This window comes from Ruegeria sp. SAZA006 (genome assembly GCF_059613465.1).
This window is the reverse complement of the sequence record NZ_JBXWSO010000012.1, coordinates 1-2,500: the sequence shown is the minus strand read 5'-3', so window position 1 is coordinate 2,500 and position 2,500 is coordinate 1. Positions and strand designations below refer to the sequence as shown.

General features: G+C 55.0%; 1 tRNA gene and 2 rRNA genes (1 of these 3 cut by a window edge). All 3 read left to right on the top strand.

What is annotated here, in order from left to right:
* Positions 1–2,031 (top strand): 23S ribosomal RNA (locus AC2FNZ_RS11780); it begins 835 nt to the left of the window's first position.
* 190 nt (positions 2,032–2,221) lie between these two features.
* Positions 2,222–2,336: ribosomal RNA gene (gene rrf, locus AC2FNZ_RS11775) — 5S ribosomal RNA — on the top strand.
* Positions 2,337–2,422: 86 nt separating this feature from the next.
* Positions 2,423–2,499: transfer RNA gene (locus AC2FNZ_RS11770), tRNA-Met, on the top strand.
* Position 2,500: the final 1 nt, after the last annotated feature.

The following is a 2,500-nucleotide window of genomic DNA, read 5'->3' as shown; positions in this document are numbered from 1 at the left end:
CTGCGAAATCTATTTAGGTAGAGCGTCATCCGAATACCCCGGGGGGTAGAGCACTGGATGGGTAATGGGGCCCCACAGGCTTACTGATCCTAACCAAACTCCGAATACCCGGGAGTACTAGATGGCAGACACACTGCGGATGCTAACGTCCGTAGTGGAGAGGGAAACAACCCTGACCTACAGCTAAGGCCCCCAATTCATGGCTAAGTGGGAAAGCAGGTGGGACGACCAAAACAACCAGGAGGTTGGCTTAGAAGCAGCCATCCTTTAAAGATAGCGTAACAGCTCACTGGTCTAAACAAGTTGTCCTGCGGCGAAGATGTAACGGGGCTCAAGCCATGAGCCGAAGCTTAGGATGCCGTAAGGCATGGTAGCAGAGCGTAGTGTGACATAGAACTCATCCTGTATTGCCGCCGGTTATGCGGCGCGGGCAACCGCGCTCAAGTAGCCGAACAGGCGGTAGCGCAGGATAGAGTTCTTTCGATGAAGCCGGCCTGTGAGGGATCCGGTGGAGAGATCACTAGTGAGAATGATGACATGAGTAGCGACAAAGAGTGTGAGAGACACTCTCGCCGAAAGTCCAAGGGTTCCTGCTTAAAGCTAATCTGAGCAGGGTAAGCCGGCCCCTAAGCCGAGGCCGAAAGGCGTAGGCGATGGGAACTAGGTTAATATTCCTAGGCCAGGAGGATGTGACGGATCACAGGTGTAGTTCAATCTTATCGGATTGATTGGGCTGCTGAGTGGTTCCTGGAAATAGCCCTCCATCAGACCGTACCCTAAACCGACACAGGTGGACTGGTAGAGCATACCAAGGCGCTTGAGAGAACGATGTTGAAGGAACTCGGCAAAATACCTCCGTAAGTTCGCGAGAAGGAGGCCCGGTTCCTAGGCAACTAGGGGCTGGGGGCACAAACCAGGGGGTGGCGACTGTTTATTAAAAACACAGGGCTCTGCGAAGTCGCAAGACGACGTATAGGGTCTGACGCCTGCCCGGTGCCTGAAGGTTAAAAGGAGAGGTGAGAGCCTTGAATTGAAGCCCAGGTAAACGGCGGCCGTAACTATAACGGTCCTAAGGTAGCGAAATTCCTTGTCGGGTAAGTTCCGACCTGCACGAATGGCGTAACGACTTCCCCGCTGTCTCCAACATCGACTCAGCGAAATTGAATTGCCTGTCAAGATGCAGGCTTCCCGCGGTTAGACGGAAAGACCCCGTGCACCTTTACTACAGCTTCGCACTGGCATCAGGACTGCAATGTGCAGGATAGGTGGTAGGCTTCGAAGCAGGGACGCCAGTTCCTGTGGAGCCTCCCTTGAGATACCACCCTTTGCATTCTTGATGTCTAACCGCGGTCCGTTATCCGGATCCGGGACCCTGCGTGGCGGGTAGTTTGACTGGGGCGGTCGCCTCCTAAAGCGTAACGGAGGCGCGCGAAGGTTGGCTCAGAGCGGTCGGAAATCGCTCGTTGAGTGCAATGGCAGAAGCCAGCCTGACTGCGAGACTGACAAGTCGAGCAGAGTCGAAAGACGGCCATAGTGATCCGGTGGTCCCGAGTGGAAGGGCCATCGCTCAACGGATAAAAGGTACGCCGGGGATAACAGGCTGATACTGCCCAAGAGTCCATATCGACGGCAGTGTTTGGCACCTCGATGTCGGCTCATCTCATCCTGGGGCTGGAGCAGGTCCCAAGGGTACGGCTGTTCGCCGTTTAAAGAGGTACGTGAGCTGGGTTTAGAACGTCGTGAGACAGTTCGGTCCCTATCTGCCGTGGGTGTAGGAGACTTGAGAGGAGTTGCCCCTAGTACGAGAGGACCGGGGTGAACGATCCACTGGTGGACCTGTTGTTGCGCCAGCAGCAGTGCAGGGTAGCTATGATCGGACAGGATAACCGCTGAAGGCATCTAAGCGGGAAGCCCCCCTCAAAACAAGGTCTCCCTGAGGGCCGTGGAAGACCACCACGTCAATAGGCCGGAGATGTAAGCGCAGCAATGCGTTCAGTTGACCGGTACTAATCGCCCGATAGGCTTGATTTGATCCAGTAACAGAAAGACAAATCACCAAAAGCATACACTGACCTTGAGTTGGACAACGTTGATTGATGTGAAACCCCGCAAGGGGTGACACAACAACCGTGCGGCAACGCGCATTCGCTTCGCGAATACGCTGCCTGCCGCGCGCCGCCTTTTTGCAAAGCAAAAAGAGCGACGTGGGGATTTTCCTCGGTTTGGTGGTCATAGCGCAAGTGAAACACCCGGTCCCATCCCGAACCCGGAAGTTAAGCACTGCAGCGCCAATGGTACTTGGGCTCAAGCCCCGGGAGAGTAGGTCACCGCCAAACCTAGAAAAATCCCCCCTCTCAAAAACGATGAAAAAACACGACCAGGTCTCAAACAGCCAAATAGGCAACAGACCAACCCAAAGTGTCGCGGGATGGAGCAGCCCGGTAGCTCGTCAGGCTCATAACCTGAAGGTCGCAGGTTCAAATCCTGCTCCCGCAACCAA